At 73.1% G+C, this 24820-nt stretch carries 23 protein-coding genes and 1 riboswitch; of the genes, 14 read left to right on the forward strand and 9 right to left on the reverse strand.

Annotated elements, in window-relative coordinates; genetic code table 11:
- Positions 1-16 precede the first annotated feature (16 nt).
- A complete protein-coding gene (locus tag AB0G84_RS04720) occupies positions 17-382 on the forward strand; it encodes a DUF1801 domain-containing protein (protein WP_361315487.1) in 366 nt (121 codons plus the stop codon).
- Positions 383-721: 339 nt separating this feature from the next.
- Entirely contained in the window at positions 722-2791 is a 2070-nt protein-coding gene (locus AB0G84_RS04725; RefSeq protein ID WP_361315490.1) for a SpoIIE family protein phosphatase, read from the forward strand.
- 178 nt (positions 2792-2969) lie between these two features.
- Here the strand turns inward: AB0G84_RS04725 and AB0G84_RS04730 are convergent, their stop codons facing one another.
- The 3 genes from AB0G84_RS04730 to AB0G84_RS04740 form a co-directional block, all read right to left on the reverse strand.
- Entirely contained in the window at positions 2970-3434 is a 465-nt protein-coding gene (locus tag AB0G84_RS04730) for a peptidase inhibitor family I36 protein (RefSeq protein ID WP_361315493.1), read from the reverse strand.
- Positions 3435-3762: 328 nt separating this feature from the next.
- Positions 3763-4215 (reverse strand): cyclic nucleotide-binding domain-containing protein, encoded by a 453-nt coding sequence (locus tag AB0G84_RS04735; RefSeq protein WP_361315495.1) that lies wholly within the window; start codon positions 4213-4215, stop codon positions 3763-3765.
- A gap of 134 nt (positions 4216-4349) precedes the next feature.
- Entirely contained in the window at positions 4350-4775 is a 426-nt protein-coding gene (locus AB0G84_RS04740) for an ATP-binding protein (RefSeq protein ID WP_361315498.1), read from the reverse strand.
- 308 nt (positions 4776-5083) lie between these two features.
- Between AB0G84_RS04740 and AB0G84_RS04745 the strand changes: the two genes are divergently transcribed.
- The gene (locus AB0G84_RS04745; RefSeq protein WP_361315500.1) at positions 5084-5737 is read left to right on the forward strand and encodes a response regulator transcription factor; all 654 of its coding nucleotides are present in this window, start codon (positions 5084-5086) and stop codon (positions 5735-5737) included.
- On the opposite strand, the gene AB0G84_RS04750 is transcribed toward AB0G84_RS04745, so the two are convergent.
- The 3 genes from AB0G84_RS04750 to AB0G84_RS04760 form a co-directional block, all read right to left on the reverse strand.
- On the reverse strand, positions 5713-6876 hold the full coding sequence (locus AB0G84_RS04750; RefSeq protein WP_361315503.1) for a histidine kinase: 1164 nt from the start codon (positions 6874-6876) through the stop codon (positions 5713-5715). The two genes, AB0G84_RS04745 and AB0G84_RS04750, sit on opposite strands and share 25 nt — an antisense overlap.
- 145 nt (positions 6877-7021) lie before the next feature.
- Complete coding sequence (locus AB0G84_RS04755; RefSeq protein ID WP_361315506.1) at positions 7022-7237, reverse strand: ferredoxin; 216 nt, start codon at positions 7235-7237, stop codon at positions 7022-7024.
- A 6-nt stretch (positions 7238-7243) separates the two neighbouring features.
- A complete protein-coding gene (locus AB0G84_RS04760) occupies positions 7244-8434 on the reverse strand; it encodes a cytochrome P450 (RefSeq protein ID WP_361315509.1) in 1191 nt (396 codons plus the stop codon).
- 116 nt (positions 8435-8550) lie between these two features.
- Between AB0G84_RS04760 and AB0G84_RS04765 the strand changes: the two genes are divergently transcribed.
- From AB0G84_RS04765 to AB0G84_RS04780, 4 genes are all read left to right on the forward strand, one after another.
- Positions 8551-9159 carry a TetR family transcriptional regulator gene (locus tag AB0G84_RS04765; RefSeq protein ID WP_361315511.1) on the forward strand — a complete coding sequence of 203 codons (609 nt, stop codon included), beginning with the start codon at positions 8551-8553 and terminating at the stop codon, positions 9157-9159.
- 158 nt (positions 9160-9317) lie between these two features.
- Entirely contained in the window at positions 9318-9758 is a 441-nt protein-coding gene (locus AB0G84_RS04770) for a hypothetical protein (protein ID WP_361315514.1), read from the forward strand.
- A 153-nt stretch (positions 9759-9911) separates the two neighbouring features.
- Positions 9912-11531 (forward strand): D-alanyl-D-alanine carboxypeptidase/D-alanyl-D-alanine-endopeptidase, encoded by a 1620-nt coding sequence (gene dacB, locus AB0G84_RS04775; RefSeq protein WP_361315517.1) that lies wholly within the window; start codon positions 9912-9914, stop codon positions 11529-11531.
- A 439-nt stretch (positions 11532-11970) separates the two neighbouring features.
- Positions 11971-12729 (forward strand): SDR family oxidoreductase, encoded by a 759-nt coding sequence (locus tag AB0G84_RS04780; RefSeq protein ID WP_361315519.1) that lies wholly within the window; start codon positions 11971-11973, stop codon positions 12727-12729.
- A gap of 33 nt (positions 12730-12762) precedes the next feature.
- On the opposite strand, the gene AB0G84_RS04785 is transcribed toward AB0G84_RS04780, so the two are convergent.
- On the reverse strand, positions 12763-13023 hold the full coding sequence (locus AB0G84_RS04785) for a hypothetical protein (RefSeq protein WP_361315522.1): 261 nt from the start codon (positions 13021-13023) through the stop codon (positions 12763-12765).
- Between the two features lie 228 nt (positions 13024-13251).
- Here AB0G84_RS04785 and AB0G84_RS04790 point away from each other — a divergent pair, with 228 nt between their 5' ends.
- From AB0G84_RS04790 to AB0G84_RS04800, 3 genes are all read left to right on the forward strand, one after another.
- A complete protein-coding gene (locus AB0G84_RS04790; protein ID WP_361315525.1) occupies positions 13252-14247 on the forward strand; it encodes a hypothetical protein in 996 nt (331 codons plus the stop codon).
- Positions 14248-14398: 151 nt separating this feature from the next.
- Positions 14399-14487: riboswitch (ZMP/ZTP riboswitch) on the forward strand.
- A gap of 14 nt (positions 14488-14501) precedes the next feature.
- Positions 14502-15362 (forward strand): tetrahydrofolate dehydrogenase/cyclohydrolase catalytic domain-containing protein, encoded by an 861-nt coding sequence (locus AB0G84_RS04795; RefSeq protein WP_361316790.1) that lies wholly within the window; start codon positions 14502-14504, stop codon positions 15360-15362.
- A gap of 335 nt (positions 15363-15697) precedes the next feature.
- Positions 15698-16834, forward strand: coding sequence for an NAD(P)/FAD-dependent oxidoreductase (locus AB0G84_RS04800; RefSeq protein WP_361315528.1), 1137 nt, complete (start codon positions 15698-15700; stop codon positions 16832-16834).
- A 241-nt stretch (positions 16835-17075) separates the two neighbouring features.
- Here AB0G84_RS04800 and AB0G84_RS04805 read toward each other — a convergent pair whose 3' ends face one another.
- Positions 17076-18245 (reverse strand): FAD-dependent oxidoreductase, encoded by a 1170-nt coding sequence (locus tag AB0G84_RS04805; RefSeq protein WP_361315531.1) that lies wholly within the window; start codon positions 18243-18245, stop codon positions 17076-17078.
- Complete coding sequence (locus AB0G84_RS04810; RefSeq protein WP_361315534.1) at positions 18242-18565, reverse strand: bifunctional 3-phenylpropionate/cinnamic acid dioxygenase ferredoxin subunit; 324 nt, start codon at positions 18563-18565, stop codon at positions 18242-18244. Before AB0G84_RS04810 ends, AB0G84_RS04805 begins: the two co-directional genes overlap by 4 nt.
- A 168-nt stretch (positions 18566-18733) precedes the next feature.
- Here AB0G84_RS04810 and AB0G84_RS04815 point away from each other — a divergent pair, with 168 nt between their 5' ends.
- The 4 genes from AB0G84_RS04815 to AB0G84_RS04830 all read left to right on the forward strand — a co-directional run bounded on the left by AB0G84_RS04815 (position 18734) and on the right by AB0G84_RS04830 (position 24766).
- Positions 18734-19537, forward strand: coding sequence for an IclR family transcriptional regulator (locus AB0G84_RS04815; RefSeq protein ID WP_361315536.1), 804 nt, complete (start codon positions 18734-18736; stop codon positions 19535-19537).
- 387 nt (positions 19538-19924) lie between these two features.
- Complete coding sequence (locus AB0G84_RS04820) at positions 19925-22420, forward strand: FAD-dependent oxidoreductase (RefSeq protein WP_361315539.1); 2496 nt, start codon at positions 19925-19927, stop codon at positions 22418-22420.
- Between the two features lie 244 nt (positions 22421-22664).
- Complete coding sequence (locus AB0G84_RS04825) at positions 22665-23789, forward strand: aromatic ring-hydroxylating dioxygenase subunit alpha (protein ID WP_361315542.1); 1125 nt, start codon at positions 22665-22667, stop codon at positions 23787-23789.
- Between the two features lie 158 nt (positions 23790-23947).
- Positions 23948-24766 (forward strand): FCD domain-containing protein, encoded by an 819-nt coding sequence (locus tag AB0G84_RS04830; protein ID WP_361315544.1) that lies wholly within the window; start codon positions 23948-23950, stop codon positions 24764-24766.
- The last annotated feature ends 54 nt before the right edge of the window (positions 24767-24820 follow it).

The following is a 24820-nucleotide window of genomic DNA, read 5'->3' on the forward strand; positions in this document are numbered from 1 at the left end:
GGCATAACCTCACGGAATGGTGCAGAGTAAGGCAAGTGACGTCGACGGCTACCTGAATGAGGTTCCTGAGGAACGCAGGGCCGCGCTGGCCAAGGTGCGGCAGCTGTGCCGGGAGGAGCTGGTGGGCTTCGACGAGGTCATGGCGTACGGGATGCCCGCATTTGAGCGGAACGGCGCCTGCGAGATCGCTTTTGCCAGCCAGAAGCAGTACATCTCCTTCTATCTCATGCGCAGTGACGTCCGTGAGGCGTTCGAGGAGCGGCTGGCCGGGCAGGACATGGGTAAGGGCTGCCTGCGGTTTCGCAGGCCGGAGAGCATTGACTTCGGCCTGATGCGAGATCTGCTCAAGGCCACTGCGGCCCGCCCCGGCAAGATCTGCTGACGCTGCCAGGCACCGGGGTGCTGCCTGAGACGAGCCGGCAACACGGAGCGATCTTGGAATGCCTCGCGGGGATCTGACGGAGGAACAGAGGCAGGAGGCAGGAGGCAGGGTCCGCCCCGGCGGACGAGTGCCCTCGCCCACGTGGCGCCGCCCCGCCTCGGGCGGCGCACGGTCGCCGCTGACCAGCCCGCCCACCCGCAGGCCGCCCCGGCCCTCTGCCGCGCGCAAGCGCCCCGGTCCGGGGGACCATGGAAGCACTGCGGGGCGCAGGGGTGCGGGCCGCAGCGTGAAGCCGGTGGGGCCGCACGCCGGGTTCGCAGGGCGGAGGGAGTGCCTGGGATGAGTACCGCCGATCCCTTCGGTTCCGCCGGCAAACCGCCGCTGCCGGGCCTGTCGCCGCGCAGTGGCCTGCTGGACCTGCTCAGCGTCGCCGCGGTGGTGCTGGACGCCGAGGGACGGATCGTGCTCTGGAGCCCGCAGGCCGAGACGCTCTTCGGGTACTCCGCACAGGAGGCGCTGGGCCAGTTCGCGGGGCGGCTGCTGGTCCACGAGCGGCACCTGGACCTGGTGATCCGACTGTTCACCGAGGTGATGGGCACCGGCCAGAGCTGGGCCGGCGCCTTTCCCGTACGGCACAAGGACGGCAGCACCCGGCTGGTGGAGTTCCGCAACATGCGGCTGCTGGACGACCGGGGGGACTACTACGCCCTGGGCATCGCCACCGACGAGGCGGTGCTGCGCCGGGTGGAACGCGATGTGGCGTTGTCCACCCGGCTGGTCTCGCAGTCCCCGATCGGCCTGGGCGTGCTGGACACCGAGCTGCGGTACCTGGCCGTCAATCCGGCGCTGGAACGGATGAACGGCGTCCCCGCCGCGGAACACCTCGGGCGTTCGGTCCGCGAGGTGCTGCCCTTCCTCGACGTACCGGCCATCGAGTCCGCGCTCCGGCAGGTCCTGGCGTCCGGTGACCCGCTGCTCGACGCCGATGTGGTGGGCCGTACCCCCGCCGACCCCGACCACGACCACGCCTGGTCGGTCTCCTACTACCGGCTGGAGGACCCCGGCGGACGGGTGCTGGGGGTGGCCGCCCTGGTGATCGACACCACCGACCGGCACCGCGCGGACGAGGTCGCCGCCCGGGCCCGCAACCGGCTGGCGCTGATCGCCGACGGTTCCGCCCGGATCGGCACCACGCTGGAAGTGGAACGCACCGCCCGTGAGTTGGCCGAGGTCGCGGTGCCCCAACTCGCCGATGTGGCGGCGGTGGACGTGCTGGACGCCGTGCTGGGCGACCGTCGCCCCACGGTGCCCAGCGACCGGCCGGCGCTCTTCCGGGCCCTGGCGGTGCAGGCCGCCTACCCCACGGAGGCGATCCGGGCGGCCGACCCGGTCGGCCACCTCTCGCGCTACGGGGCGGACCGGCTGGTGACCGAGTGTGTGCGCACCGGCCGGCCCATCCTGGTGCGGAACGTCGGCGAGGGGGACCTGCTGCGCATCGCCCGCGACCCGGAAGCCGCCGCCCTGCTCGCCCGCGCCGGCATCCACACCTTCCTCACCACACCGCTGATCGCCCGCGGCGAGGTCCTCGGCGCGCTGGGCCTCACCCGCGCCCGCAACCCGGAGCCCTTCGACGAGGACGACCTCACCCTCGCCGGCGAACTGGCCGACCGCGCCGCGGTGTGCATCGACAACGCCCGGCTGTACCAGAGCCTGCGCAACACCGCGGTCACCCTGCAGCGCAGCCTGCTCCCTGACCGCCCGCCGCAGCAGCCGGGCCTGGAGATCGCCACCCGCTACCAGCCCGCCGGCACCACCAGCGAGGTCGGCGGCGACTGGTTCGATGTGATCGCGCTGATGGGGGACAAGACGGCGCTGGTGGTGGGCGATGTGATGGGCAGCGGCATCGACGCCGCCACCACCATGGGGCGGCTGCGCACGGCCACCTCCACCCTCGCCGACCTCGACATCCCGCCCACCGACGTGCTCCGCCACATCGACAAGATCACCGCCGGGCTGCAGCAGTACGCCACCTGCGCCTACACGGTCTACGACCCCCATGAGGCCGCCTGCCGGATCGCGGTGGCCGGCCATCTGCCTCCGGTCCTGATACGCACCGGCCGGCCGCCCGAGCTGCTCGACCTGCCCACCGGCGTACCACTGGGCGTCGGTGGCGTCCCCTTCGAGGACACCACCTTCGAACTGCGCCCCGGCGACCAGCTGGTCCTCTACACCGACGGTCTGGTCGAGACCCGCCACCACACCATCGACGAACGGCTCGGCCACCTCCTCCACCTGCTCGACAGCCCGGACCGCTCGCTGGAGGAGACCTGCGACCGGCTCCTGGACGCGCTGCGCGACCCCGAGGACCACGACGACGTCGCGGTCCTCATCGCCCGCCCCAGACCCTGATCGGCCTGATCGGCCTGACCGGCCTGGCCGGCCCTGCCGAGCCGGTCGCGCGGTCCGCTCCGGGCCCGGGGAGACCGGGGCGAACGCCGGACGGGGCAGGCGATGGGGAGCCGGCCGGGACCGGCTGGGTATTCCGTTTGGGATCTTCACGAGCCCGAGGAGATCCCCAAGAAGCGCTCTAGTGCTGCCAGCTCACGATGTCCACGGAGTCGTTGGTGAACGGCGGCTCTTCGAGGGGCTGGCCGGGAAGGAGCGGACGGATGCGTTGGCCGTCGGTGTCGATGAGCAGTGCCACGCCTCCGGTGTGGTTCACCCAAGAGGACACGTTGTTGGCGGCGCTGGGACCGCCGGACCCGAACATCGGCAGGGCGCGCAGGTCGACCTGGTACCCGGCGCCGATCCCGTACGCGGGGCCGCTGCGGCCGTAGTCGCGGTACAGGCACAGGGTGCCGGGCGGGCAGGGCGCGCCGTCCAGGAGCATGACCACGCCCGGGGGCAGCGCGGCGGCGGACCGCTGCGCGGCCGGGGCGGCGCTGGCCTGGGCCGGCGCGGACCCCAGTGGCAGTACCAGGGCGGCCACCGCCGCTGCCGCCGCGGCGGCAGTCCGGGCGAGTCGGGTGCGGCGTGTGGAGTGGGTGCTCATCTCGTCCTCCTGGAGCGGCCGGGCGCTGGGTCGGCCCGGCGTCGGCGGGACTCTCTCCGTCTCGCCCGTCGACTACGCAGAGCGCGCGCACGATGACGCAAAGTGAATCGGCTGGCCGGGACCTCGCTCTTGTCGCGGTCATCGGCGCGCCGGCGCGCCGATGACCTGCGGGGGAGCGGCGTCCGCCGGGGTACGGGCACACCGCGCACCCCAGTTCACCGCGGGCGTGCCGTCCCCCACAGGGAGGATCGGGGAGGCCGGGGCGCACGCCCGGCCCGGAGGGCGCACCACGGGCGCCCGCCGCGGAAGCGGGCCGGGAAGGGGCCCGTCACGAGGTGACGCGCCGGGAGGCGTACTGGTCGATCAGCTTGCTGCGAGTGGCCTGGAGGCGGTGCGCGAGGATCTCGGTGATGATACGCACCACCCGCAGGCCGAGGGCCGGTTCGCTCTCGCAGAGCGCCCGTACCGCCGCACCGTCGAACTCGTAGGCGCGCACCGGGCTGAACGCCTCGGCGCCGAAGTCGAAGCGGTGCGGTGCGAACAGCCAGGACCAGCCGAGCAGATCGCCGGGCCCGAGCGTCGCGACCGCCACATGGCGTCGCCCGGGGACGTTGAGGTCGAGCGAGACCGACCCCGAGCGCAGCACCCAGAACCGGTCGGCGGTGCCGCCCTCCTCGAAGATCCTGGTGTCCTGCTCGAAGTGGACCTCATGGGCCAGCGCCATCAGCCGGTCGCGGTCGGCGGCCGGGAGTGCGGTCAGCAGGCGCGTCGCGGTGGTCATGGCCGAGCCTCCTCGCCGACGGGCAGGCCGCGGGGGAGGCACCGGCGGGCGCGGGTGCTGCGGCCGTCCTTCTCCTTCCATTGGAACCGCGGTTGCCTCCGGGGGCACCCCGGCGGGAGAGCCGGCGCCGCCGGCTACGCGGCGGTGCCGTACAGCCGGAACCAGACCCACTTGCCGTGCTCGCCGAGGGGGGCCACGCCCCAGGCACCGGCCAGCGTGTCGAGCAGGTCGAGCCCGCGCCCGCTCTCCAGGTCCTCGGGGTGCCGCTCGCCGCAACGGATACCGCAGTGCAGCTCCGGATCGCCGTCGAAGACCGCCCCCACCAGACAGTCCTCGGCCTCGTCATGGACGATCGCCACCAGCACCAACGGCCCGCTGGCGTGCCGGACCGCGTTGGCGATCAGCTCCGACAGCAGCAGGGCCGCCGCCTCGGTCGGTGCGTCGGGCCCCGTGACGGCACGGTCCAGGACGCGCCGGGCCTGTGCGGCGGCGCGCGGATGCCGGGGCAGCACGGCGGTGGCACCGTTCTGGGTGAAGGCGACGGCGAGCAAGTCCCACACACCTCCCAGTGTCCGCGGGCCGGTACGGCCCGTTGAGGGGCCCGCCTCCAGCGTGACTGCTGCCAAGAGCCCCCGGGCATGACCTTGGCGAGGACTTCGGCATGACTTTCGTCGCGGTCCCGGCGACCGAGGAGGGGTGCGCCCGGCCCGCGCGGAGCAAGCCGAGGCCGCCCCGGCCATGGCAGCGATGCGGGGGCGCCCGGCCCGCGCGGAGCAATCGGACGCCGGTGGAGTGTTGCGCCGCGCCCCAGCGACGGCGGCGGCCTACCTTTCGTCTCGCTGCCGACGAGCCCTCTGGACGGTGTGTGATGGTGATTCAGGTCCTGGTCGTGGACGACAGCGAGATCGTCCGGCGCGGGCTGAGCGAGGTGATCGAGTCCAGCGGCGACCTCCATGTGGTGGCGCAGGCCTGGGACGGGCGGAGCGCGGTGGCGGAGGCGCGGCGCTGCACCCCGGACGTGGCGCTGGTGGACATCCAGATGCCGGGGATGGACGGTCTGGCGGCGACCCGGGAGCTGCGGGCGCTGCCGCGTCCGCCCCGGGTGGTGATCCTCACGACCTTCGGTGACGACGCGTACGTGGACGAGGCCGTACGGGCCGGGGCGGTCGGCTTCCTGCTGAAGGACACCCCGCCGGAGGACCTGGTGCGCGCGGTCCGCCAGGTCGCCGGGGGCAAGGCGACCCTGGACCCGGCCGTGACCGGGCGGGTGCTGCAGACCCTGGCCGAGCGGGTGCCGGCGCTCACCGCGGCGGAGAAGGCCGCCCTGGGCGCGCTGACCGACCGGGAGCGGGAAGTGCTGCGCCTGGTGGGGCGGGGGCTGTCGAACCTGGACATCGGGGCGGCCCTGCACATCACGGAGGGGACGGTGAAGGGGCAGGTCAGCCGGCTGATGGCGAAGCTGGGCGCGGACAACCGGGTGCAGCTCGCACGGCTGGTCTACCGCGCCGGGCTGGAGCCCTGAACCGGCGGCGGGAGGTGGACGCGGACCTGGAACCCCTCCTCGTACGGGCCGGCGGTGAGGGTGCCGCCCAGGAGCGTGACCCGCTCGGTGAGCCCGATCAGGCCATGGCCCCCACCGGGTGGGAGCTCCGCCGGCGCGGGCCGGGTGGCGGGGCCGTTGGTGACGGTCATCCCGACGCCGTCGAGTTGGCAGACCACGGAGAGCGTGACCTCGGCACCGGGGGCGTACTTGGCGGCGTTGGTGAGGGTCTCCTGTGCGATCCGGTACAGGGCGCGCCGCACCTGGACGGGGAGGGTCTCCGGGTGGCCCACGACCTCCAGCCGGGCGCGCAGCCCCCGCTCGTTGGCGCCGGCCACGAGGGGCGACAGCGAGGTGGCATCGGGCTGCGGCGCCCGTGCCGCCGGCCGCCCGGGCGTGAGGACCCCGAGGATCTCGCGGAGCTCCTCCAACGCCTGGTGGCCCTCGCTGCGGATCTGCTCGGCGGCGTCACCGACGGCCGGTGCGGACCGGGCCAGCGGGCCCACCTTCAGGGCGCTCGCGGTCAGCACGATGTGGCCGACGCGGTGGGCGACCACATCGTGCATCTCGCGGGCGATCCGGGCCCGTTCCTCGGTCCGGGCGCGCTCCACCAGCAGGTGCCGTTCCCGTTCCAGGGCCGCCACCTCGGCCCGGGCGGCCGCGACCAGATCGCGGCGGACGCCCACCGCGTACCCGACGACCAGCGGGCCGAGGATCAACGCCAGCACATAGCCGGCCTCCCTCGGGTCGGGCGGGGCGTGCCCCGCCCAGAGGGCACCGAGGCCGACGGCACAGCCCGCCAGTCCGTAGCCGACCAGGGTGCGGGCCGCGCGGGAGGTGGCCCCGACGGTGTACAGCGCCACCGCGAGGGCCGCCGGGGTGAACGCGACCAGATAGCCGGCCAGCACCACCACGCAGACCGGGCCGGGCTGCCGGCGGCGCCACCACAGCACCGTGCCGACGGCACCGGACGCCACCGCGACGACCGGGGTGGACGCGCCGCTGAGCAGGCCGTTGGACGGTTTGACCCAGGCGTCGGCGACCCCCAGGGCCACGACCACCGCGGTCAGTGCGGCGTCCAGGTGCCGCGCCGACCAACGGGCAGGGTGTTCTGCTGCCACCCGGCCACCGTAGGCGCCCGCCCGCGACCCCACATCCCGCCACGCGACGCGCACCCCACGACGGGTCTCTCCCCCCCCCGCAGGGCCTGGTGAGCCCACGAGAATCCGAAAGGAGCGCCTTGACCAACGGATTACCGGACAGCCCTCAGGGCCGGGGACCGATCACCCGCTCACCGTCCCGGACGGTGAGCGCCATCGCGGGGCAGACATCGGCCGCGTCCAGCGCCCGCTCGTCCTCCTCGATCCGGTCGTGCAGCGGCCGGGCGTGGGCGCCGTCGACGACGAAGAGGTCCCCGGCGATAGCGGCGCAGGAGCCCGAGGCCATGCACTGGTGCGGGTCGATCTCGACTCTCCAGGTCACCTCGGCTCACCACCCCACCGGCATGACCCGCGGGCCACGTACCAGCATCTGGCTCTTCCACTCCACATCGCCGGCCAGGTGCAGCGTCGGGAAGCGGTGGAGCAGGGCACCCAGGGCTTCCTGCAGTTCCAGGCGGGCGAGCGGGGCGCCGAGGCAGTGGTGGACGCCGTGGCCGAAGCCGAGGTGCTGGTTCCCGGAGCGGGAGATGTCCAGCCTGCCGGGGGCGTCGAAGCGCAGCGCATCGCGGTTCGCCGCACCGACCGCGACCAGGACCGGGGTGCCGGCCTTGACCAGCGTGCCGCCGACCTCGACGTCCTCCGTGGCGTAACGGGGCATGCTTGCGCCGCTGCCCAGCGGGACGAACCGCAACAACTCCTCGACCGCGCTGCCGATCAGCTCGGGCCGCTCGCGCAGCAGCGCGAGCTGTTCGGGGTGGTCCAGCAGGGCGAGGACGAAGTTGGGGATCTGGGTGGCGGTGGTCTCGTGCCCGGCCACCAGGATGCCGACGCAGAGATCGATGAGTTCGAGTTCGGTGAGCCGGTCGCCGACGTCCCGGGCGTCGATCAGCGCGGTCATCAGGTCGTCCTGCGGCGCGCGCCGGTGCTCCTCGATCAACTGCCCCATATAGGCTCGGAGTTCCTCCCGATTGGCGTCGAACTCCGCCGCGGTCAGGGAGCTGGTCGACAGCGCGGCATCGCTCCACTCCCGGAAGCGCGGCCGGTCCTCGGCCGGGACGCCGAGCAGTCGGCAGATCACCGCGACGGGAATCGGCAGCGCAAAGCGGTCCACCAGGTCCACCGGCGGTCCGGCGGCCTCCAGCTCGTCGAGGAGCTCATGGGTGAGCGCGGTGACCTGCGGCCGGAGTCGCTCGACCTGACGGACCGTGAAAGCCTTGGCCACCAGCGTGCGCAGCCGGGTGTGGTCGGGCGGATCCATGCTCAGGATGCCGCTGTCGCGGCGGCCCTCGGACTGCCGGGGCTCGTCGTGCCGGGTGCTCTCCGCGCGGCTGAAGCGCTGGTCACCGAGGACGAAGCGGGCCTCGGCGTAACGGGTGACGAGCCAGGCCGGATCGCCGTACGTCATCCGTACCTTGAGCAGTCCCGGACGGTTCCGGGCCCGGTCGTACTGGTCGGAGAGCTCCAGGCTCTCGGCGATATTGAAGGGGTAGGAGAGGGGTGCCGTGTCAGCTGTGGTCAAGGTGACCTCCCTTGTGTAAGCACCTGCTTACACAAGGTAGATCGGCGCCCCGGAGTGGTCAACGACGTATTGCGGCCGTCATGGTGACGGACCGACAGAGAGGAGCGTGACAGGACGTGGGGGATACCTCGCAGCACGGTACGGCGCAGGTACAGCACGGCCCGGGCGCCCAGGGCACCCGGCTGCGGCTGCTTGACGCCGCGTCGGAGCTGTTCGCCGAGCGCGGCTACGAACGGACGACGGTGCGCGACATCGCGGCCCGCGCCGGGGCCAACCAGGCCCTGTTGTTCCGCTACTTCGGATCGAAGAAAGCCCTGTTCGGAGAGGTGATGGCACGGGGTGGGCAGGAGCAGCTGCGGACCACGCCCGCCGAGCAGCTCTTCGAGGTCGCACTGCGCGGCATGCTGGCCGAGGGCCGGTCGGGCGGTGACCGCTCGCTGGAGGTGTGCCTGCGGTCCATCGGCGGCAGCGACGAGATCGCGGAGGCGCTGCGGGGGTTGGGGGAGGAGTACGCGGAGGTGCTCGCCACCCTCTCGCCGTCCGAGAACGGCGGCCTCCGCGCCGATCTGGCGCTCTCCTGGCTGCTCGGAATTGGCTTGATGCGAGTGGTCGTCGGCAAGGAGCCGTTGGCGAGCGCCGACCCCGACGCGGTCTGCGGGCTCGTCGCCGACGCCCTGGGGCACCTGCTGGAGACGCCGCCGAAGGCCGGGCCGGCGGGAGGCTGAGGCCCCTCTGTGGGTGGGCGGCCCGTCGGTCGGGGCCGGGGGCGCCTGCTGCGTTCCGGTGATTCCCCGGCGGGTCGCCCATATGCACACAAAAATCACTTTATCGTCGCTTTTGCAGAGAATATTCCTTTTCTGCAGAGTCGAGTGAAGGTGGAATCATGCTCCGTTCGATCCCTCGCGGCCTCGCAGTGGCCGGTCTGACCGCGGCGGCCCTGGTGGTGCCGACGGCAGGCGCCGCCCTCGCCGCACCCGCGGCCACCAGCACGCCGGCACCCGTGTGCTCCGGGCACGCCTGCGACCGGGCCCACCACGGCAACCGGCACGACAACGGCATCGGCCGCTCCGGCCACAACGGTCACAAGGGTCACAAGGGCCGTGACGGCTATGACGACTTCGGCCGGGACGGCCGCCGCGACGGTTTCGGCCGCGACGGCTACGGCTACGGCCGCGACGGGTACGGACGTGACGGCTACGGACGCGACGGCTACGGCCGGGACGGTTACGGGCGCGACGGCTACGGCCGCGATGGCTACGGGCGCGACGGCTACGGCCCGGGCCGGGGCGGTCTGTTCGGCCTCGGTCTGCTCGGTCTCCTCTGATACCCGTCGGACCGTCAGGCAGGGGCCCGGGGACACCCACCCGGGCCTCCTGCGTGCCGCCGCCCGGACTCCGGCCGGCCGGCCCCTCGCGCGCCGTACCGGCCGGACCGTCGCGACCAGCGGGGTGAGGAACACACGATCGGTGGAGTGGGCATGTCACCATCCGTCAGACGCAGAAGGATCCCGCGGCGGTCCGCCGTCACCCTGGCCGTGCTACTGGCCGTCGGCGTGGTCCTCACCGGCCTCGTCCAGGCGGCGCCACCGACCCCTTCGCCGCCACCGGCGAGTCCGGGCGCACTCGACCCCCGGGCCGCCGCGATCCTGGCGAAGCCGGCGTACCGGCACGCCCAGTGGGGCCTGTTCCAGCAGAATCTGGGGACCGGCAAGGTGGTGCAGTCCCGCTACGCCGACCAGTTCTTCATCCCCGGCTCGACAGCCAAGCTCTTCGGCGTCAGCGGCACCTGGCGCACCCTGGGCGGCGGCCACCGCTTCGTCACCCCGATCCACGCCGTCGGCCGGCGCCGCTACGGCACGCTCAGCGGCAACCTCGTCCTGGTCGCCCAGGGAGACCTGACCCTCGGCGGCCGGACCCGCAAGAACGGCACCGTGGCCTTCACCGACATCGACCACACCTACGCCAACCTCATCCCCGGAGCCACCCTCACCCCACAGAATCCGCTGGCCGGCATCGACGAACTCGCCCGCCAGGTAAGGGCCTCGGGCATCCGCCGGGTCAACGGCGACGTCCTCGTCGACCCGCGGTTGTTCCGGCCCGACCCGGAGCTCGACCCCACCCCCACTCCGCTGATCCTCAACGACAACGTCATCGACCTGCTGACGACGCCCGGCTCCGGGCCCGGCGCCCCCGCCGGCCTGGAGGTGCGGCCCAAGGTCGCGCCGTACCGGGTCACCTCGACCGTCCGCACCGTCGCCAAGGGCGGCCCCACCGACATCGACGTCACCGCCTCCCCCGACGGCACCCGGATCCAGCTGTCCGGCACCATCGCCGCGGGCTCCGCCCCCACCCTGCGGATCTCACCGGTCAAGGACCCCAACGCCTTCGGCCGGACCGCCCTGATCGAGGCGCTGCGGCGGGCCGGGGTCCAGGTCACCGCGAACACCACCGGCCCCAACCCCGCCGGCCGGCTGCCCCGTTCCTACCAGGGCGTGCCCACCGTCGCCCGCTACACCTCCCCGCCGTACGCCGAGTACGCCGAGCTGATCCTCAAGGTGAGCCACAACCTCGGCGCGAACCTCGGGCTCTGCCTGATGGCCGTGCACGCCGGGAGCACCGACTGCGAGGCCGGATTCCCGGTGCTCGCACGGTTCCTGGACACCGCGAAGGTGGACCGCAAGGCCGTACAACTTGAGGACGCCCGGGGCGGCAACCCCAACGACCGGACCACCCCGCGGGCCCTGGCGCAGATCCTGACGTACTGGCAGCACACCCCCGAGGCCCGGCGCTTCCGCGAGGCACTGCCGGTCCTGGGGGTCGACGGGACCCTGGCGGACTCCTGCCGGCACTGTCCGGCACGCGGCAAGGTCTTCGCCAAGACCGGGACCGTAGGGGGTGGAGACGCGCTCAACGAACGGCTCGCCGTCGGTGCCGAGACCATTGCCGGCTACCTACAGACCGGCAAGGACCGCTTCGACGTCTTCTTCGTCGGGGTCAACGGCGCCGCCACCGCCACCGCCGACGTCAACGAGATCCTCGGCATCGCCAACGACGTCGCCGATGTCGCCGCCTACCTGCAGCAGAAGAGCGCCGGCTGAACCGGAGCCGGCGCCCCTGCCGCACCCCGCCCGGCCGCTGGCCTTTAGGCCGCCCCAGCCGTGCCAGCGGTCGCTCTAGATGCAGCCGCTTGCGGCCCTTGTCCATGTTGACCAGCACCCGGCCGGCCTCCCAGAGGTACTAGGAGGCGGTGGACACCGGCTGGGCGTCCGGGCGCAGGGTGCCGATGACGGCGGGGTCGGGCCGGGCCAGCAGCACGGTCGCCGTTTCGGGAAGCGGTGGTTTCAACATCCGGGAGACCCTTCGCCGTTGAGGTGGTCACCGGGCACGACCGGTGTGCTGCCGCGTCACCGCTCCGCGGCTGGTGACGGCATCAAGCCCGGCGGTGCCGGAATGTTCCACAGGCGGGCGGGGTTGCCATTCGTGATCACGCTTTCGACCGGCTCGCGTCCGCCGGACGCGAGGAGGAGGGACTCTCTCGTGCAGCACCCCGCTCCCCACGCCCCCACCCCGCCCGGCGGGTACCCGCTCCATGACCGGACCGTCGTCCTCATCGGCGGAGCCTCCGGCATCGGGCTGCGGGTCGCCCGGCGGGCCACCGCAGCCGGCGCGCGGGTCGTCCTGGGCGGCCGGACCCCGGAGAGGCTCGCGGGCGCGGCCGAGGCGCTGGGGAGCTCCGCGCGGTGGCGGACGGTGGACGTGACGGACCCCGCTTCGGTGGCCGCCTTCTTCGATGAACTGGACCGCGTCGACCACCTCTTGACCACTGCGGGTTCCTACCGGGTCGGTCCCTTAAGGGAGTTGAGCGAGGAGGACGCGGCGAGTCCGTTCACCGCCAAGTTCTGGGGGCAGTACCGCGTTGTCCGGCAGGCTGCTCCACTGCTGGCACCGGACGGCTCAGTGGTGCTGATGTCCGGCGCGGCGGGTGCCCGGCCACCCGGCCCGGCACCCGCCTACGCGGCGTGCAACGCCGCCGTCGAAGGCCTCGGTCGCGGGCTGGCGGTGGAACTCGCCCCGGTCCGCGTCAACGTGGTCTCCCCGGGCACCGTGGACGGCAACCTCTGGGCGCACCGCCCGGCGCCCGACCGCGAGGCGAGCTTCGCCCAGTACCGCAGGGACACCGTGCTGCAGCGGCTCGGCACCGAGGACGAGATCGCCCACGCCGTGCTGTTCCTCTTCACCAACGGCTTCACGACCGGCTCGACGCTCTACCCCGACGGCGGGTACACCCTGCGCTGACGCCGCCGGCGCGGACCGGCAGGTGGTCCGTCGTCAGGCTTCCAGGCGGGCGGGCCGGGCGGGGCGGGCGGCCGGGACCGCGTTGCGCGGCGGCAGCACATCGGGGGCCCGGTGCGGCCGGAGCGCGGCGAGCGCGGTCTCGGTCTCCTCCATCAGGCAGTGGTACGAGACCAGCCGCTGCCACTCGGGGTCGGCGACGCCGGGGACGGTGGCGGCGCGCTCCGTCCAGAGCCGCACCAGGCCCGCGTACAGTGGCGTCTGCCGGGCGACCTCGGCGGTGATCCACCGGGGCATGGCGCCGGGATGCGGGAGGGAAGTCTGACCGTGACCTGCGACGGTGCCGGAGGTAGGGACGCTCATGGACGTAGAAACGATTCTTCGAGCCTGGGGTCACTGCGTATTTTTCCGGCTCCCCGCACATCCGTCGCGGAGGTGGGGAACAACTCCCGCGAATATCACCTCATGCAGTGATCTATTGCGGAGAAGCGGTCCAATCCGGACGAAAAAAACGTTGTCGCTGACATGGAACCGAGGGAGTTGTGGGAGCGCCATGCGGTACTCGCACAGGCGTTTTGCAGCAGCGATGACGAGGTCCGCCGGACGCAGGGACTCCTCGACGAGGCCGAGGCCCGCCGCTCGCGGACCCTGGCCGCCTTCGCCGTGACCGTCGGCAGCGATGCGGTGGTGGCGGACCTGCTCGGCCTCGAAGAACGCGAAGTCCGCCTGGCCCGCCGCACGGTGGGCAAGGACGACGCCCGCGCGGTCGCCCAGAGCCTGCTGGCCGAGTCGCGTGAGCAGCAGCCCGCGCCCGAGCCGGCGCCGGCGCCCGAGCCGGCTCCCGCGCCCCAGGCGACGCCCCACCCCGCAGGTCCGGCCGCCGCGCCCCCGGCGCCGCCGGCCGCCGCCCAGGCCGCGCCCGCACCGCAGACCGCTGCGCCCCAGGCTCCTTCCCCGCACCTCACCGCACCGCCGATCGCCGACCCCGCCTGGGCGCCGGCGCTCGATGCGATCCTGATGAGCAGTTGGCACGCGGGGGTCGACCTGACCGCCCTCGCCACCGAACTCGGCCTGGACGTACGGCTGCTGGTCGCCCGCGCCCAGCAGCTCTCCGCCGAGAGTCGGCACACCGCCGCCGCCGCGGACCGCACCGGGCGGCACCGCCGGATGGCCAAGCTCCAGTCACCGCAGACCGATCACACCCCGCTCGCCTGGCGGGAGAGACCGTCGCAGCCGCCGCGCGAACACCACCCGCGGGAGCAGTACGAGCAGGAGTCCTGGAAACAGCAGCCCTACCAGAACTACGAGTCCCACTCGGGCTACCCGAACTACCAGAGTCACCAGAACTACCAGGACTACCAGGTCTACGAGGGGCCCCAGCAGCCCTCCCCGCCCACCTGGGACGCCAACGCCATCACCGCCGCCCAGCACGACTGGGACGGCATCCTCAGCCAGTGGGAAGCCACCACCCCCACCACACCGCCGCTCAGCGCGCCGGGAAATGGCAACACCCCCACATGACCACCCCCTCGGGGCGGCCTCGGGCACCGTTACTTGACCGCTTCTCGCGCCGGCTTCGGAGCCCGGCCCCTTCGCGCCCGCCTCGGGCGCCGGCCCTTCGCCGGCGGCGTCGGCACCGGCCCCCACCGCTTCCACGGCGTCGATTACAGTGGCGGTGAGCCGTGACTGGCGCTGGGGTGGAGTACCACCGGGGAGCGGCTCGGCCCCGTATGGCCACTGCCGCGCGCCTGGGCGATCCCGTACGACGCCCAGGAGTGCCGATGTCCCCGACCGCCCGCTTGATGGAGGGCACCGCCCTCGCCCGCAGCATCCTCGAACGGACCGCGGAGCGCGCCGCGGCCCTCACCGAACGGACCGGCCAGGCCCCCTGCCTGGCGACCGTCCTGGTGGGTGAGGACCCCGCCTCGGTGACCTATGTGCGGATGAAGCGCAACCGCTGCGAGAAGGCCGGTATCCGGTCCCGGCACCTCGCACTGCCCGCCGCCACCACGACCGCGCAGCTGGTCGAGACCCTCACCGAGCTCTCCCACGACCCCGGGGTGCACGGCATCCTGCTCCAGCACCCGGCCGGCCCGCACATCGACGAGCGCGCCGCCTTCGAGGCGATCGCCCCCGAGAAGGACGTCGACGGGGTCACCTACCACTCCTTCGCCACGATGAGCTTCGGCGAGGACGGCTTCGCCTCCTGCACTCCTGCCGGGATCCTCGCCCTCTTGGACCATTACGGCGTCGAACTCGCTGGCAAGCACGCCGTGGTGGTCGGGCGCAGCGCGATCCTGGGCAAGCCGGTCGGCATGCTGTTGCTCGGCCGCAACGCCACCGTCACCTACTGCCACTCCCGCACCGCCGACCTCGCCTCGCTCACCAGCCAGGCCGACGTGCTGATCGCCGCCGTCGGCCGGCCGCACTTCCTCACCAGTGCCCACATCAAGCCCGGTGCGGTGGTCGTCGACGCCGGCTACAACCCCGGCAATGTCGGCGATGTGGATTTCGAGGCGGCCGTCGCCCGCGCCTCCCTGGTCACCCCGGTCCCCGGCGGCGTCGGGCCGATGACCATCGCCACCCTGCTCAGCCAGACCGTGGACGCGGCGGAGCGCCGGCTGAAGGCGGTCTGACAGACCGGAGCAGGCGGCCGGAGCAACGGGCCGGAGGACCGGGGCGGGGTAACGGGCCCGGAGTGGACGGCACTTGGCCACGCCTGCCGGTGGCTGTTCCCCGGCCGCTGGGCAGGACAACCGCCAGTGGGGCGGGGCCGGTGTCGGGTGGTTGTCGGCGGTGGTCGTGATCTGTCGGTGATCTGTCGATGGCCGGCGGGACATTGGAGCTGGTTGGCGCCGGACATCAACGGCACCGGCCACCAGCACCGCATCGTCCCGACCTCATGGAACGGGCTCCCGGCGTGACCTGCCGGGTGTCCGCCCAGCGGTCCACGATCAGAAGGGAAGCCCCCATGCCCCCTGACGTCACCATCATCGGCGCCGGGCTCGGCGGCCTCACGCTCGCCCGCGTCCTGCACGTCCACGGAATACCGGCCACGGTCTACGAGGCGGAGCCCTCCCCGGCTGCGCGTTCGCAGGGTGGGATGCTCGACATCCACGACTACAACGGACAACTCGCCCTCGAAACAGCCGACTTGATGGACGAGTTCCGTGACCTGATTCTGGCGGGCCGCCAGGCCATGCGGGTCCTCGACCCGGACGGGACCGTCCTGTTCGACAAGGTCGACGACGGCATGGGGGGACGCCCCGAGGTGCTACGCGGCGAGCTGCGACAGATCCTGCTCGACTCGCTCCCGGCCGGCACCGTCCGGTGGGGGCGCAAGGTCAGCGGCGTTCGTAGCCTCGGCGAGGGGCGCCACGAGGTGACCTTCGCCGACGGCAGCACCGTCGCCACCGGCCTGCTGGTCGGCGCGGACGGCGCGTGGTCACGGGTCCGGCCGCTACTCTCCACCGCCACACCCGAGTACGTCGGCAAGTCGGTCGTCGAGACGTATCTCTTCGACGCCGACACCCGGCACCCAGCCGCCGCAAAAGCGGTCGGCGGCGGGTCGATGATCGCGCCCACGCCGGGCAGGGAGATCTTCGCTCACCGGGAAAGGGGCGACACTCTGCACGCCTATGTGGGGCTGTCGGAGCCGCAGGACTGGTTCGCCGCCATCGATTTCGCCGATGCCGCCGCGGCCACCGCGCGGATCGCGCGGGAGTTCGACGGCTGGGCGCCAGAGCTCACCGCGCTGATCACCGACGGCGACATCGCCCCGGTCCTGCGTCCCCTCTACGCTCTGCCGGCCGGGCACCGGTGGGACCGGGTGCCCGGAGTGACCCTGCTCGGCGACGCCGCCCATCTCTCGGCCCCGAACGGCGAAGGCGCCAACCTGGCCATGCTCGACGGCGCCGAACTCGGCAAGGCCCTTGCCGTGCACCCCGACGACGTCGAGGCCGCGCTCACCGCATACGAGCAGGCGCTGTTCCCCCGCAGCGCCGAGGCTGTCACCTTTGAAGGTGTCGAGGCCCACGGGGTCGACTCCGACAACGACACAGCCCACGGCCTGATCTCCGCGTTCACCCGGCACGAGCAGTCCCCCTAAGGGATGCGCCCCGGGTGTTCGCCATCGACGGGCCTCGGGCACCGACGAACCGGCCAAGACGAGGCGCGGTCCCGGGTCACCTCCTCGCGTCCGAGGCCGGAGGGACCTGGAGCCGATACGCGGCCGTCGACCGCACACGGTCACCGGCCGGCCGTACTCCACGGGAGCTGGCGACAGCTGGAGGGGAGTGTTCACCAGCACCGAGGCCGGGGGCCGTGGGCAGGCCGTGGGCAGGTGGTGGTCAGGTCGTGGCCGGCGGGGTGGTGCGGGCGAGTGCGCGGCGGTGGCGGAGGAAGGGGCGGGGGCGGTTGAGGGCGAGCACGGCGGTGGTGGTGCCGTTGCGTTCGTAGCAGGCGAGGAAGCTGCGGTCGTCGGGGGAGCCTTCGAGGACGCGCACGGTGTCGGCGGGTCCGCGGCGGCCGGCGAACTGGAGGCGTACGCCGTACTGGTCGGACCAGAAGTAGGGCGGTGCCCGGTGGGTGGTGACCGTGCTGCCGGCGAGGAGGTTGCGGGCGGCCACGGTGGCCTGTTCGGTGGCGCTGGTCCAGTGCTCTGCGCGGTTGCCGGAGACCTTGGCGACGTCGCCGACGGCCACGATGTGGGGGATCGGGGTGACGCAGCCGGCATCGCAGACGACGCCGTCGTCGAGCGGCAGCCCGGAGGCGGCGAGCCAGTCGGTCTGCGGGCGGACGCCGATGCCCACGACGACGGTGTCGGCGGGGAGTTGCCGGCCGTCGGTGAGCTCCACGGCGGTGATGCGGCCGTCCGGACCGGCGCCGTGGAGGCGGGCGACGCCGGCGCCGGTGCGCAGGGTGACCTTGTGGTCGGCGTGCAGGGCGGCGCAGATCCGGGCCATGTCGGCGCCGAGTTGGGGGAGCAGGGGGAGCGGGGCGGCCTCGACAACGGTGACCTCGTGGCCCAGTGCGGCGCAGGAGGAGGCCACCTCGGCGCCGATGAAGCCGCTGCCGATCACCACGACCCGGGACGGGCCGCGTACCAGGTCCGCGCGCAGCGCGCGGGCGTCCTCGAGGGTGCGCAGGGTGTGCGTACCGGCGGGGGCGGGGCCGGGGAGGCGGCGGGGCGTGGCGCCGGTGGCGATGACCACGCCGTCCGCCGTCAGGGACCGGCCGCCCTCCAGGAGCACGGCGCCGGCAGCGGTGTCGAGTCCGGTCGCGCGGGTGCCGAGCAGCCAGGTGACGTCGAGCTCGGCGATCTCCTCGGCGTCGGCGAGGGCGAGTTGGTCGGGGCCGGTGGCGCCGGTGAGGAAGCCCTTGGACAGCGGCGGCCGGTCGTAGGGAGGGTGCGGCTCGTCCCCGACGATCGTCAGCCGGCCGTCGAACCCCTCGGCGCGCAGGGCCCGTGCGGTGTACAGCCCGGCGAGCGAGGCCCCGATGACAGCGACCGACCTCATGCGGCGGTGCCCTCCTCGGCGGCGGCGTGGTGGACGTTGATCACGCCGGCCCCGACGGTCACCGGGTGGGTGCGCACCGCCCGGCGCGCGGGCAGGCAGGTGGGCGCTCCGGTGCGGAGATCGAATGAAGCGGCGCCCAGCGGGCATTCGACCAGACACCCCTCCAACCAGCCGTCCGCGAGCGAGGCGTCCTGGTGGGTGCAGGTGTCGTCGATGGCGTACAGCTGCCCGTCGGCGTGGAAGACGGCAATCGGAGGAGCGGTATCGATGCGTACGGACTCGCCCGCGGGCAGATCGACGAGAGGGCAGACAGGAATCACAGGACCCCCCTGTTGCTGTTCAACATCATCGAGTTTCGCGTTGCGCACGATGGAGCGTTATGCGCAACAGAATCCAACCGGGGGCGGTGTGCGTCAAGCGGTCCCCGGAAATGCCGGCCATGCGACACCGGACCCGCGACCGGGCTCCCGGGCGGTGAGGTCCCACCCATGACGGACATCGTGGAGGAGCGGGCGGAGCGCAGGACTACGAAGGGGCCCGCGGCCGTCGTGCAGTCGGTGGACCGGGCGGTGACCGTGCTGGAGATCCTGGCGCGGCTCGGCGAGGCCGGGGTGACCGAGGTCGCCGACGAGCTGGGCGTGCACAAGTCGACCGCGTTCCGGCTGCTGGGGGTGCTGGAGAGCCGCGGGCTGGTCGGGCAGGAACAGGAGCGCGGCAAGTACTTCCTCGGCGCCGGCGTGCTGCGGCTGGCCGGCGCGGCGGCCGTCCGGCTGGACATCTCCCAGGAGGGTGCCGCGGTCTGCCGTCGACTGGCCGACGAGCTGGGGGAGACGGTCAACATCGCGGTGCTGGAGGGCGACGCCGCGGTCAACATCATGCAGGCCCGCGGCCCCGCCTCGGTCACCGCCCAGAACTGGCTCGGCCGGCGGACGCCGCTGCACGCCACCTCCAGCGGCAAGGCGCTGCTCGCCCATCAGCCCGCGCCGGTCCAGAACGCCGTGCTGGGGCGCGCGTTGCCCCGGCTCACCGAGCGGACGGTCACCTCGGCCGAGGCGCTGCGCCGGGAGCTCCGACAGGTCGTCGCGCAGGGGTTCGCGCTGGCGGTGGAGGAGTTGGAGCTGGGACTGCGGGCGGTCGCGGCGCCGGTGCGGGCGCACGACGGCGCGGTGATCGGGGCGCTCAGCGTATCGGTGCCGGCCTACCGGCTGGGCGACGCGCGGCTGCCCGCGGTCGTCAAGGGCACCGTCTCCGCGGCCGAGGAGCTCTCCCGGCGGATGGGGTACGCCGGTTGAGCGGCTGACGGACGGACCGCAGGTGCGGGGCCGGGGCGGTTGCTCCGGCCCCGCAGGTGTGTCCGGAGAGTGCCGGCAAGGGTGTCGGCAGGTGTGTCCGGGGGCGTAACGAGCCTTTTACCGGCCGTCGGCACGAACCTCTTGACGGTGCCGAGACGGCGTTCCCACTATGTCTCTCGTGGCGCAACCGGTCGTGCAGTGCGCAACACCGAGGGGGTAGGCATGCCACACGAGGTCCCTGCCGTCGACCGCGGCGCAGCACGGCGTCCCGGCCGGGCCGCGGACGATCCCGGTGGCCGCCGAGTTCCTGGCCGCGTCTTCCCACCCCCCCATGTGATCCGGTAACGGCGTTTCCCGTCGACCACCCCGACCAGCAGGAGGAGGGGCATGTCCCGTACGCCCGCAAGCAGTTCCCGTGTGGTTGTCATCGGCGCCGGCATCGTCGGCTGCTCCCTGGCCGACGAACTGACCGCCCGCGGCTGGACCGACGTCACCGTCCTCGAACAGGGCCCGCTGCCGGCGCCCGGCGGGTCCACCTCGCACGCCCCGGGGCTGGTCTTCCGGACCGGCCCCTCCCGGACCATGACCGCCTTCGCCGCCTACACCGCCGAGAAGTTCGGCGCCCTGGAGGCCGACGGAGCGCCCTGCTTCCTTCCCGTCGGCGGTCTGGAGATCGCCACCACCGAGGCGCGCTGGGCCGACCTGCACCGCAAGGCCGGACTCGCCGTCTCCTGGGGCGTCCGGGGGGAGTTGCTCACCCCGCGGCAGTGCGCTCAGCTGTGGCCGATGCTGGACGAGACCGTGCTGTACGGCGGGTTCCACACCCCCGACGACGGCCTGGCCCGCGCCGTGCCGGCCTGCCGCGCCCAGATGGCGCGGGCCGCCTCCCGCGGGGCCCGCTTCCTCGACCGGCACACCGTCACCGGCATCGAGCGCGCCGACGGCCGGGTCACCGGCGTGGTCACCGACCGGGGCACCTTCCCCGCCGACCACGTCGTCTCGGCCGCCGGCTTCTGGGGCCCGGTGATCGGCGCGATGGCCGGGGTCGACGTCCCGCTGCTGCCGCTCGCCCACCAGTACGCGACGACCGCACCGCTCCCCGAGCTCGACGGCGCCGTCCCTGCCCCGGGTACCGAGGCGATCCGGCCGATCCTCCGCTTCCAGGACCGGGACCTCTACTTCCGCGAACACCTCGACGCGGCTGGGGGCGGCCGGCTGGGGATCGGCTCGTACGCCCACCGCCCGCTGCCCGTCGACCCGTTCACCGTCCCCGCCTACGACGACCTTCCCCCGAGCTCTCGGCTGCGCCCGAACGGGGGGAACCCCCGCGCCATGCCGTCCTCGCTGCCCTTCACCGAGGAGGACTTCGCGCCCAGCTGGCAGGACGGCATCGGGTTGCTGCCCGCGCTGAGCCGGTCCGCGGTGGCCGACGGCTTCAACGGCGTCTTCTCCTTCACCCCGGACGGGATGCCGCTCCTCGGGGAATCCCGTGAGCTGCGCGGATTCTGGCTCGCCGAGGCGGTCTGGGTCACCCACTCCGCGGGCGTCGCCAAGGCCGTCGCCGAGTGGATGACGGACGGGCGGCCGGAACTCGACGTCCACGAGTGCGCTCTGCACCGCTTCGAGGACGCCCAGCGCTCGCCCGCGTACATCGCCGACCGCGGGGCCCAGAGCTTCATCGAGGTCTACGACGTCATCCACCCGCTGCAGCCCGTGGCACAGCCCCGGCCGCTGCGCACCAGCCCCTTCTACCCGCGCCAGCAGGAGCTCGGGGCGTACTTCCTGGAGGCCGGCGGCTGGGAGCGCCCGCACTGGTACGAGGCCAACGCCCCGCTCACCGAAGGCCTCCGCCTGCCCGAGCGGGACGCCTGGTCGGCGCGCTACTGGTCGCCGATCGCCGCCGCCGAGGCGAAGGCGACCCGCGAGCGGGTGGCCCTGTACGACATGACGCCGCTGCGCAGGCTGGAGGTCACCGGGCCGGGCGCCCTGGACTTCCTCGACCGGATGACCACCAACAACCTCCGCAAGAAGGCCGGTGCGGTCACCTACACCCTGCTCCTGGACGAGACCGGCGGCATCCGCTCCGACCTCACCGTCGCCCGTCTGGGGCCCGACCGCTTCCAGGTCGGCGCCAACTCCCCGGCGGATCTCGACTGGTTGCTGCGGCACGCCCCCTCCGGGGTCCAGATCCGCGACCTCACCTCGGGCACCTGCTGCATCGGCGTCTGGGGACCGCTCGCCCGCGACCTCGTCCAGCCCCTGACCCGCGACGACTTCTCCCACGAGGGCTTCGGCTACTTCCGGACCCGGCAGACCTACCTCGGCCACGTCCCGGTCACCGCGATGCGGCTGAGTTACGTCGGCGAGCTGGGCTGGGAGCTGTACACCACCGCCGACCTCGGGCTACGGCTGTGGGACACGCTGTGGGAGGCGGGCCGGGCGCACGGTGTGATCGCCGCCGGCCGTTCGGCCTTCAACTCCCTCCGCCTGGAGAAGGGGTACCGCGCCTGGGGCACCGACATGACCGACGAACACCAGCCGTTCGAGGCGGGCGTCGGCTTCGCGGTGCGCAGGGACAAGGAGTTCATCGGCCGCGACGCCCTCACCGACGCCCCGGTCACCCGGCGGCTCACCCCGCTGCTCCTCGACGACCCCGCCGCCGTCGTCCTGGGCAAGGAGCCGGTCTTCGTCGACGGCGTCCCCGCCGGCCATGTCACCAGTGCCGCCTACGGCTACACGCTCGGCCGGTGCATCGCCTACGCCTGGCTGCCGCCGCTCGCCACCGGCACCGGCGTGCACATCGAGTACTTCGGCGCGCGGGTCCCGGCGACCGTCGCCGAGGAGCCGCTCTTCGACCCGAAGATGACCCGCATCCGCCGCTAGGGCGTTACCGGACCCCGCTCCCTGATCCACGAAGATCCAAAAGAAACGCCCTGGGTGCGTGCCCGACGCCGCGAGCCCGCGCAGCCTGCAGGGCGCCGACGTGCACTTCGAGGGGGTGGGGAGAGCGTCGCCGACCCGGCCCTGACCGGCACCACCGCGCACCCGATCGGCCTCTTCGACCCCGCCCGGCGCTTCGCCGGGGACCCGCCCGGCCCGCCGCCGCACCCGCCTGAGGAGTACGCACGTGACGACCACCCCGCTCTCCCCGAGCCTGATCACCACCCTCGCCGGCCGCTACTACACCGACCCGGAGATCTTCCGGCGCGAGCAGGAGCAGATCTTCGAGCGGCTGTGGTGCTGCGCCGTGCGCAGCGCCGACCTGGCGAAGCCGGGTGCCTTCCGTACCGTGCAGATCGGCCGGGAGAGCGTGCTGATCACCCGCAACCGCGCGGGCGGGCTGCGCGCCTTCCTCAACGTCTGCCGGCACCGCGGCGCGCAGCTGTGCACCGAGGAGTCCGGCGAGGTCCGCCGCACCCTCCAGTGCCCCTACCACGCCTGGACCTACGACCTCGAAGGCCGCCTGGTCGCCGCCCCCAACCTCCAGCGCATGCCCGACATCGACCGCACCGAACGCGGTCTGGTCCCCGTCCCGCTGCGCGAGTGGCTCGGCTACGCCTGGGTGTGCCTGGCCGACGATCCACCGTCCTTCGAGGACAGCGTGATCGGCGCGGCCACCGAGCGGCTGGGCGACCCCGCCGCCATCGAGCACTACCGCACCGAGGGGCTCGCCCTGGGCAAGCGCGTGCGCTACGACGTGCGCGCCAACTGGAAGCTGATCGTCGAGAACTTCATGGAGTGCTACCACTGCGCCACCATCCACCCCGAACTCACCGACGTACTACCGGAGTTCGCCGATGGATTCGCCGCCCAGTACTACGTCGGACACGGCGCCGAGTTCGCCGAGGAGGCCGCCGGATTCACCGTGGACGGCAGCGCCGGCTTCGACCGGCTGCCCGGCATCGACGACGCCCAGGACCGCCGCTACTACGCGATCACGGTCCGGCCGCAGGTGTTCGTCAACCTCGTCCCCGACCACGTCATCGTGCACCGGATGTTCCCGATGGCCCCCGACCGCACCGTCGTCGAGTGCGACTGGCTCTACCTGCCCGAGGTGGTCGACTCCGGTGCCGACCTCTCCCGGTCCGCCGAGCTCTTCCACCGGGTGAACTCCCAGGACTTCGCCGCCTGCGAGCGCACCCAGCCGGCCATGAGCTCCCGCGCCTACCGCCACGGCGGGGTGCTGGTGCCCAGCGAGCACCACATCGGCGCCTTCCACCGCTGGGTCACCGACCTCCTGGCGGGTGGGTGAGGGACGGGTGGGTGAGGGGCGGGCGCGCGGGGCACCGGTGGCTCCGGAGCCCGCCGTGCCCACCAGCGTCGACCCAGCCACACCGAATGGTCCGACCACACGCCCGGTGTGACATAGTTTGAGCAGAGGAGCATGAGGGCCGAGCCGGGGAGTGCTGGATGTCCGCCGAATGGCGACCTGTGCGGCAGTCGCGCACACATGAGCTGGTGCTGGAGCGGATCGAGGAGCGGGTCCTCGCCGGCGAGCTCAAGGCCGGTGACCGGCTGCCCCCCGAGCGTGAGCTGGCGCCGATCCTGGGCGTCAGCCGGTCCGCGCTGCGCGAGGCGCTGCGGGTGCTGGAGACCATCGGGGTGCTGGTCGCCCAGGCGGGCCGCGGCCCGGATGCCGGGGCGCGGATCGTCCGGAACCCCGATGACGCGCTGGGCCGGCTGCTGCGCCTGCACTTCGCCCTGGGCAGCTACAGCCTGCACGACGTGCTGGAGGCCCGGGTGGTGCTGGAGCGGTCCAGCTTCGAGGCGGCCACGGAGCACGCCGCGGCGGCGGACCTCGACGAGGTCGAGGAGCTACTGGACCGGATGCGGCGGCCCGAAGTGACCGTCGCCGACTTCAACGACCTCGACACCCGGTTCCACGTCGCCATCGCCCGCTGTTCGGGCAACCAGCTCAACTCCACCCTCACCTCCGCCGTACGGGAGTCGGTGCGCCCGCTGATCCTGCGGGCGCTGGAGACGGCGGAGGACTGGCCGGCCACGGCGAGCGCGCTCAACGCCGAGCACACCGAGCTGCTGCGACTGGTGCGGGCGGGCGAGGGCGCCCGGGCCGCCGACCTGGTCGAGGAGCACATCCGCGGTTTCCACGGCACGCTGGTCGACGAGACGGCCGAGGCGGCCGAGGCGGCCGAGACGGCCGAGGCGGCGGAGGCGGCGGAGGCGGCCGAGGAGCGGGCGGAGGAGAGCGGAACCGGGACCGCGCCGTAGACCGCGCCGTAGATGGGGGTGGAGACCGGGGCGCTGACGAGCCGGGGGACCCCC

The sequence above is a fragment of the Streptomyces sp. NPDC020742 genome (assembly GCF_040641675.1).
Lineage (GTDB): Bacteria > Actinomycetota > Actinomycetes > Streptomycetales > Streptomycetaceae > Streptomyces.

Bases quoted from the DNA above. Each gene is read 5' to 3' on its own strand.
- AB0G84_RS04790 (WP_361315525.1), top strand. From the start codon at position 13,252: ATGGAACCGAGGGAGTTGTGGGAGCGCCATGCGGTACTCGCACAGGCG.
- AB0G84_RS04745 (WP_361315500.1), top strand. From the start codon at position 5,084: ATGGTGATTCAGGTCCTGGTCGTGGACGACAGCGAGATCGTCCGGCGC.
- AB0G84_RS04785 (WP_361315522.1), bottom strand. From the start codon at position 13,023: ATGCCCCGGTGGATCACCGCCGAGGTCGCCCGGCAGACGCCACTGTAC.
- AB0G84_RS04820 (WP_361315539.1), top strand. From the start codon at position 19,925: ATGTCCCGTACGCCCGCAAGCAGTTCCCGTGTGGTTGTCATCGGCGCC.
- AB0G84_RS04720 (WP_361315487.1), top strand. From the start codon at position 17: ATGGTGCAGAGTAAGGCAAGTGACGTCGACGGCTACCTGAATGAGGTT.
- AB0G84_RS04770 (WP_361315514.1), top strand. From the start codon at position 9,318: ATGCTCCGTTCGATCCCTCGCGGCCTCGCAGTGGCCGGTCTGACCGCG.
- AB0G84_RS04735 (WP_361315495.1), bottom strand. From the start codon at position 4,215: ATGACCACCGCGACGCGCCTGCTGACCGCACTCCCGGCCGCCGACCGC.
- AB0G84_RS04830 (WP_361315544.1), top strand. From the start codon at position 23,948: ATGTCCGCCGAATGGCGACCTGTGCGGCAGTCGCGCACACATGAGCTG.
- AB0G84_RS04815 (WP_361315536.1), top strand. From the start codon at position 18,734: ATGACGGACATCGTGGAGGAGCGGGCGGAGCGCAGGACTACGAAGGGG.
- AB0G84_RS04800 (WP_361315528.1), top strand. From the start codon at position 15,698: ATGCCCCCTGACGTCACCATCATCGGCGCCGGGCTCGGCGGCCTCACG.
- dacB (WP_361315517.1), top strand. From the start codon at position 9,912: ATGTCACCATCCGTCAGACGCAGAAGGATCCCGCGGCGGTCCGCCGTC.
- AB0G84_RS04725 (WP_361315490.1), top strand. From the start codon at position 722: ATGAGTACCGCCGATCCCTTCGGTTCCGCCGGCAAACCGCCGCTGCCG.
- AB0G84_RS04730 (WP_361315493.1), bottom strand. From the start codon at position 3,434: ATGAGCACCCACTCCACACGCCGCACCCGACTCGCCCGGACTGCCGCC.
- AB0G84_RS04805 (WP_361315531.1), bottom strand. From the start codon at position 18,245: ATGAGGTCGGTCGCTGTCATCGGGGCCTCGCTCGCCGGGCTGTACACC.